Here is a 7,275-nt window from a genome sequence, read left to right as displayed (position 1 = left end):
TTGAAAATAGGTTATTGAGGATTATCAGGCATCAATAACAGCCTTAATCACAACAGACTAGATCTGCGGTATTTACCGCAGATACTATTTATTTCTTATTTCAATCCCATCAACCATAAATCGTTCTGGCACCACCATCGCCGCTACCTGGTGTCGCAATCCTTCCCTTAAATTCCCGCCACAAGTCCACCAGTCGTATTAAATCTTCTCGTGAGATATCCAAATGCGTCACTAAACGGGTTACTGGCCCGGCGTTCATCAGAATACCGCGCTGTTTCATCCACGGGCCTAGCTGGCTGGCCTCATTGGCCGGTAGTCGCAGAAACAGCATATTGGTTTGAGCACCCGGCGCCATCACTTCAACACCCAATCCGCTTAGCTGTTCTGCCAGCCATTGCGCATTATCGTGATCTTCCCGCAGACGTTCGACGTTGTGATGTAGCGCATAGATCGCCCCCTGAGCCAAAATACCGGCCTGACGCATACCGCCACCGACCATTTTCCGCCAGCGGCGAGCTTGTTTGATAAATTCGCTGCTGCCGCACAACAGGGAGCCCACCGGCGCACCGAGACCTTTTGACAGACAGATGGTTAAGGTGTCGCAATACTGGGTTAGGGTAGATAATGGCACCTTCATGGCTACCGCAGCATTAAATATGCGTGCGCCATCCATGTGCAAGGCCAGTTTCTTTTTGCGGGTGAAAGCCCATGCCTGATGGAGATAATCCAGCGGTAGCACTTTACCATTATGGGTGTTTTCCAGACATAACAGACGGGTGCGGGCGAAATGAACATCATCTGGTTTAATTACGCTGGCGACGATATCCAACGGCAGCGTGCCATCTTCAGCGGCATCAATAGGCTGAGGTTGAATGCTGCCCAATACCGCAGCACCACCGGCTTCATACATATAGTTATGGGCTTTTTGCCCGACAATGTACTCTTCTCCACGCTGGCAGTGGGTTAATAAAGCCACCAGATTAGCCTGAGTGCCGGTTGGCAGAAACAGTGCGGCTTCTTTACCTGAAAGGGTTGCTGCTTCACGCTCTAATTGGTTGACGCTAGGGTCATCACCATAAACGTCGTCGCCGACGGCGGCATCGACCATTGCCTGACGCATGGCTTTACTCGGCTGGGTAACGGTATCACTTCGAAGATCGATCATATTGGGTACCTTATCATTCGGCGTTTATATTGTAGGAATAATAACCATTTTTGTATCACATCAGACTGTCGGGTAAAAAGATAAAAGTGTTGGAAAATAATGCTGATTGATAATGTGTTGTAACACGACACCTTTAATCTTGGTTATTTATCGAGGTGTTATTATTCGATGAGATAGGGGGAAAATAGTTCGCTCAGAGGGGCAAATTGGCAAAAGATGTTGCGTAATACCGCTAATTTATCGTGAAATCTTGTGTTTTGCGTAGTTTTAGGCTAATTATGAGCATGTTATGTGCATAAAGCGTGGAGAAAAGAGGCCGATGCATTTACGTTACTTATTGCTTCTGGTATTGCTGGTGTTAGCAGGCTGTTCCAGTAATACCCCACCGCCAAGTGGAAAACTGTCCGATCCTATATACGTTCTTGCCCAGCTAAAAGAACAGCATCGTCAATGGCACGGGGCACCTTACCGCTATGGCGGTTTATCCCGTAGTGGCATTGATTGTTCTGGTTTTGTGTATAAAACGTTTCAGGATAAATTCAATATCAACCTACCTCGTACCACCAAGCTTCAGGCAGAAGTGGGGGCTAAAATTTCTCGTGATGAGCTGAAGCCCGGCGATTTGGTTTTCTTTAAAACCGGTCGGGGAGAAAACGGCTTACACGTCGGTATTTATGATGCCGGTGGCGCCTTCCTGCATGCCTCTACCAGTAAAGGGGTGATGACTTCATCGCTGGATAACCCATACTGGAAAAATGCCTATTGGCAATCACGCCGACTGTAGTATTTGCTCAATGATGTTATGAGGTCATATTGTCCCGTTCAGAACGCCTGCTACAGCTTCTACAACTGCTTCGTGGTCACCGCTATCCGATTAGCGGTGCCGAGCTGGCCAATCAACTGAATATCAGCCTGCGCACCCTATATCGGGATATTCGCAGCCTACAAGCACAAGGTGCCATTATTGAAGGTGAGGCCGGTCTGGGTTATGTATTACGGGAAGGATTTGTTCTACCGCCGTTGATGTTTTCTGCGCAAGAGATTGAAGCCTTAGTGTTAGGCGCTCGTTGGGTGGCTGAACGCGCTGATGCACAGTTAGCGGAAGCGGCCACACAAGCGATGAGCAAAATATCCGCGGTGGTAACGCCTGAGCTACGCTATAGATTAGATGAGTCTCCGCTATTGGTTGGCCCCTCGGATAATCATAGTTTCTGTCAACCGCAAGTATTGGATATTCGTCGCGCCATTGAGGTCGAATGCAAGTTAGTTATTCAATATCAAGATCAACAGGGTCAGCAAACGGAACGGACTATCTGGCCTTTTGCGATTGGTTTTTTTGATAATGTCAGACTGGTGGTCGGTTGGTGCGAACTAAGAAATGATTCCCGTAACTTTAGAGTCGATCGCATTGCTTCACTAAAGGTGACCGATATTCGCTATCCCCGCCGTCGTCAGACCTTGTTAAATGACTGGTATCGGCAAAAAAATATCCCGCGTAAATAAGTTAACTACTGACAAAAACTGTCACTCGATTCTCCTAAGATACCGATATCAGCACTGAGCCCGTTCAGGCTCGATTGATATTTCATTTATCTTAAGGAATAGAGAATCATGTTAAACGCCAATATGTTTATTTTTTATGTGGATAACCCAACTGCCAGCAAAGATTTTTATCAGCATATTCTTGGTCAATCGCCGGTTGAGGCTTCAGACACCTTTGCCATGTTCCATTTTTCATCCGATGTTCTGTTAGGGTTATGGTCTAAACATACCGTTGAGCCTAAAGCGGGGACAATTACTGCCAGTGGCGAACTGGGGTTTGCCGTAGAGTCTGCCGAAGCGGTGGATAATTATTACCGTGAATGGCAGCAGAAAGGGGTGAGCATTATTCAGTCGCCGCAGCATATGGATTTTGGTTATACCTTTACCGCACAGGATCCAGATGGACACCGGCTGCGCGTTTTTGCGGTGGCGTAAATGACGCGTTATTGGGTAGCCGTGGCATCGCTGGATCATGTACGAATTGGCCGAAAAGAGGGATTTATGCAGGTTTGCCACGGTAAAGCGGCGCCATTAAAAAGACTACAGGGCGGTGATGTCGTAGTTTATTACTCTCCCGTAGTGCATTTTGGTGAGAAAACACCTTGTCAGTCTTTTACCGCAATAGGATGCGTCAAGGATAAAGCCCCTTATCAGGTACATATGTTTGATGAGTTTTATCCTTATCGGCGCGATGTTGAGTGGTTTGATAGTGAAATAGCCGCTATTAAGCCATTGCTGCCGATGTTGAGCTTTACCTCAGGCAATTCGAACTGGGGCTATAAGTTCCGCTTTGGATTATTTGAGATTGCTCAGGATGATATTAGAACCATTGCCAGAGCAATGTTGGTAGCGCCTCAATTCATATCGTAAATAGTGTTTACCTTTTTGATTAAGCGGTGGAAACGCCGCTTAATCAACGCCAGTTCGAGATTATCCATGTTAATATAGCGTTTCTTGTTTCGCTGGATGGATTTTCATCATGTCTCGTTTACGTCTGCTTATTTCTGATTCTTATGACCCTTGGTTTAATCTTGCCGTTGAAGAGTGCATTTTTCGCCAGATGCCCGCTACTCAACGGGTGCTGTTCCTGTGGCGTAATGCAGATACGGTGGTTATCGGACGGGCACAGAATCCATGGAAAGAGTGTAATACTTGCCGGATGGAAGAGGACAAAGTGAAACTGGCCAGACGTAGCAGCGGCGGTGGTGCAGTATTTCATGATTTGGGTAATACCTGTTTTACGTTTATGGCCGGAAAACCGGAATATGATAAAACCATTTCGACGGCGATTGTGGTTAATGCCCTTAATTCATTAGGAATTAGTGCCAGCGCTTCTGGGCGTAACGATCTGGTGGTGGCGACGCCGGAAGGGGAACGAAAGGTATCCGGATCGGCCTATCGGGAAACCATGGATCGCGGATTTCACCATGGAACCCTGTTATTGGATGCGGACTTAAGCCGATTAGCCAACTATTTAAATCCGGATGTCAAAAAGCTACAGGCCAAAGGAATTACCTCCGTGAGAGGGCGGGTAACAAACTTAAGTGAACTGTTACCGAATATCAGCCATCAACAAGTGTGTGATGCGGTGATAAGGTCGTTCTTTGAGCATTATGGCGAGCAGGTTGAAGCGGAACATATCTCTCCGGATGCGCTACCTGATTTACCCAACTTTGTTGATACCTTTGCCCGTCAAAGCAGTTGGGAATGGAATTTCGGTCAGGCGCCGGCATTTACCCATCTGTTGGATCAGCGTTTTGTGTGGGGCGGAGTTGAACTGCATTTTGATGTGGAAAAAGGCCAGCTTACCCGCAGCCAAATCTTTACCGATAGCTTAAATCCAGCACCGTTAGAAGCCTTGGCAGACAGTTTAGTCGGCTGCCTTTATCAGAGTGATGCTCTACAAAAACGCTGTGAGGAATTGATTGTCCGGTTTCCTGAACAGAAAAAAGAGTTAACCGAGTTAGGGCATTGGATTGCGGAGATTGTGCGCTAGGGATTGCTTGCTAAAGTACATCTTTTCGGCCTAAAGATTAGACCCCGGTGTGCACCGGGGACGCCAATCTAAACTATCATCGCCTAGAAGCGGCTATCTACCGCCGTTGCCAGATTAAATAGCATTCTTTCGGTATCGCTCCAGCTCAGACATGAATCAGTGATGGATTGACCGTAGGTCAAAGGCTGTCCGGGCTGTAGTTTTTGCGTGCCTTCTACCAGAAAACTTTCGGCCATAATGCCGGCAATCGCCATTGAACCGGCTTTAATTTGTTCACAAACGTTTTCACACACGTCTAACTGACGGCGATGCAGTTTTTGGCAGTTGCCGTGGCTAAAATCTACCACCAAGTGTTCAGGAAGATCGAACTGGCGCAGGTTATCGCAGGCAACGGCAATATCGGCAGCATGATAGTTAGGGGTCTTACCACCGCGTAAAATGATGTGGGCATAAGGATTACCGCTGGTGCGATAAATGCTCATTTGGCCACGTTTATCCGGCGACAAAAACATGTGGCTGGAACGTGCCGCGCGAATGGCATCAATGGCGATTTTTGTGCTGCCGTCAGTACCATTTTTAAATCCCACCGGGCAGGAGAGAGCCGAGGCCATTTCACGGTGAATCTGGCTTTCGGTAGTGCGGGCACCAATCGCGCCCCAGCTAATCAAGTCAGCAATATACTGACCGATCACCATATCCAGAAATTCAGTGGCAGTCGGTAAACCCAGCTTATTAATTTTCAATAGCAGGTCACGCGCCAATTCTAACCCCTGATTAACCTGATAAGAGCCATCGAGGCCAGGATCAGAAATCATACCTTTCCAACCGACAACGGTACGGGGTTTCTCAAAATAGGTACGCATAACGATTTCCAGCCGATCCTGATAGCGGTTACGTAAGGCGTTTAATTGTTCGGCATAATCCATGGCGGCATCCACATCATGGATGGAGCAAGGGCCGATAATCACCAATAAACGGCGGTCTTCACCGTGAATAATCTTTTCAATACGTTTACGGGATTGGGTGATATTGGCACTGATTTCGGCGGTAAGCGGAAATTGCTGTGCCAATCGCTCAGGCGTCACCAGGCTATCAATCAGCGCGGTGCGGAGCTCGTCAGTTTTATTCATTGATCGTTATTCTCTAAATCTTGTCTTCGCAGCGGCGAGATACCGGGAAGTGATGTATATCACAATAACGGAAACAACAATCGATGCAAATAGCGGATGAAATTAATTTGTCGCTATTTATTAAAATTTGCAGGTTAGGGTAATTGGTAACGAGATTTTGTGGCAGAAAAAATGCTGTTATTTAATGCGGCTCGGTTAAGGAAATGGGTTCGGTGAGTTTTATCTTTGGTCTTTTATATTGAGCGCTGGAATTCAGCCGACAACTGAGTGAGGGAGCACGCCCATCAGGGATGATGGGCGAGGCGCTGCTTCGTCGGGAGCAAATCAGCGCCGGTGCGTTAACCCGAACGAAGGCGGAGGGGAGCCGCCGTAGGTGGCCTGGATTCGGGGGCGAAGGCGTGGGCGAGCAGAGGGCGTTCGCCCTAACGCCCTTTGCTCGGACACGTGCGCCAACGTTAATTTATTCTCTGTACTGATAGTGGACGAAACTTTCGCTGTTTCAGCTTCAACCTTAATACATCCTTCGACTCATGCCCAAAATATCCAGTAGCTTGGTGGAGATTTCCTCGACGGAGTAGTTGGTACTGTTAATAAAGCGGATATTGTTTTTACGATACAGCGCTTCAACTTCGGCAATTTCCATTCGGCATTGGCGCAGTGAGGCGTAGCGGCTATTTTCCCGACGCTCCTGACGAATCGCCGACAGGCGTTCCGGATCGATGGTCAGGCCGAACAATTTATGATGAAACGGTTTTAGTGCCTGAGGGAGCTGAATATTATCCATATCGTCGGCGGTAAACGGATAGTTAGCGGCTCGAATACCAAACTGCATGGCCAGATAGAGGCTGGTCGGGGTTTTGCCACAGCGAGAGACGCCCAACAGAATAACCTGAGCGTCTTCTAGATTGCGTAGCGAAATACCATCATCGTGTGCCAGCGTGTAATCAATCGCGGCAATACGGGCATCATATTTGATAAGGTTACTTTCAGTTAAACCATGGGTTCGATGCGCGGAGGGAAGCGGTTCAATGTTTAACTCCTGCTGTAGCGGTGCCACTAAGGCCTGAACAATGTTCTGACAGTAACCTTTACTTTGCTCAATAATGGCGCGGATATCTGACGAGACAATAGAGTAAAACACCAAGGGTTTTAGCTGGGTTTGTTCAAACAGCTCGTCAATCTGCTGGCGAACTTCGTTGGCTTTTGCCACATCCTCCACAAAAGGAATGGTGTACTGGTTTAGGCTGATAGGAAACTGGGATAACACCGCATGCCCTAGGACTTCGGCGGTAATTGCCGTGCCGTCAGAAATAAAAAAAACCGTACGTTCCATTGCCTTCCCCTGTGAATGAAATAGTGCCATTAATTAAAAAGCATTATCCGATCTTATTCAGCAATATAAATAAAATAATTGCCAATTCATTGTTGAAAATGAACATAAA

Annotated in this window: 8 protein-coding genes; 5 read left to right on the top strand and 3 right to left on the bottom strand. The window is 47.4% G+C overall.

From position 1 onward, the window contains the following. Positions 1 to 109 precede the first annotated feature (109 nt). Positions 110 to 1,165 (bottom strand): low-specificity L-threonine aldolase, encoded by a 1,056-nt coding sequence (gene ltaE / locus BMZ28_RS10940; protein WP_074823136.1) that lies wholly within the window; start codon positions 1,163 to 1,165, stop codon positions 110 to 112. 319 nt (positions 1,166 to 1,484) lie between these two features. Here ltaE and BMZ28_RS10935 point away from each other — a divergent pair, with 319 nt between their 5' ends. The 5 genes from BMZ28_RS10935 to lplA all read left to right on the top strand — a co-directional run bounded on the left by BMZ28_RS10935 (position 1,485) and on the right by lplA (position 4,703). Next, positions 1,485 to 1,949 carry a C40 family peptidase gene (locus tag BMZ28_RS10935; RefSeq protein ID WP_047780855.1) on the top strand — a complete coding sequence of 155 codons (465 nt, stop codon included), beginning with the start codon at positions 1,485 to 1,487 and terminating at the stop codon, positions 1,947 to 1,949. A gap of 29 nt (positions 1,950 to 1,978) precedes the next feature. Then, positions 1,979 to 2,668 carry a helix-turn-helix transcriptional regulator gene (locus tag BMZ28_RS10930; protein WP_074823133.1) on the top strand — a complete coding sequence of 230 codons (690 nt, stop codon included), beginning with the start codon at positions 1,979 to 1,981 and terminating at the stop codon, positions 2,666 to 2,668. Positions 2,669 to 2,776: 108 nt separating this feature from the next. Further along, on the top strand, positions 2,777 to 3,142 hold the full coding sequence (locus BMZ28_RS10925) for a VOC family protein (RefSeq protein ID WP_074823130.1): 366 nt from the start codon (positions 2,777 to 2,779) through the stop codon (positions 3,140 to 3,142). Then, a complete protein-coding gene (locus BMZ28_RS10920; RefSeq protein WP_074823127.1) occupies positions 3,143 to 3,577 on the top strand; it encodes an EVE domain-containing protein in 435 nt (144 codons plus the stop codon). It abuts the gene before it with no gap. A gap of 109 nt (positions 3,578 to 3,686) precedes the next feature. Then, positions 3,687 to 4,703: a lipoate--protein ligase gene (gene lplA, locus BMZ28_RS10915; protein WP_074823124.1), complete on the top strand. Its 1,017-nt coding sequence runs from the start codon at positions 3,687 to 3,689 to the stop codon at positions 4,701 to 4,703. 83 nt (positions 4,704 to 4,786) lie between these two features. Here lplA and BMZ28_RS10910 read toward each other — a convergent pair whose 3' ends face one another. After that, positions 4,787 to 5,833 (bottom strand): 3-deoxy-7-phosphoheptulonate synthase, encoded by a 1,047-nt coding sequence (locus tag BMZ28_RS10910; RefSeq protein WP_047780859.1) that lies wholly within the window; start codon positions 5,831 to 5,833, stop codon positions 4,787 to 4,789. 511 nt (positions 5,834 to 6,344) lie between these two features. Next, on the bottom strand, positions 6,345 to 7,166 hold the full coding sequence (ppsR, locus tag BMZ28_RS10900; RefSeq protein ID WP_074823119.1) for a posphoenolpyruvate synthetase regulatory kinase/phosphorylase PpsR: 822 nt from the start codon (positions 7,164 to 7,166) through the stop codon (positions 6,345 to 6,347). Positions 7,167 to 7,275: the final 109 nt, after the last annotated feature.

The sequence above is a fragment of the Pragia fontium DSM 5563 = ATCC 49100 genome (assembly GCF_900112475.1).
GTDB classification, from domain to species: domain Bacteria; phylum Pseudomonadota; class Gammaproteobacteria; order Enterobacterales; family Enterobacteriaceae; genus Pragia; species Pragia fontium.
The sequence above is the reverse complement of the archived record's forward strand: the minus strand, read 5'-3'. Positions and strand labels throughout refer to the sequence as shown.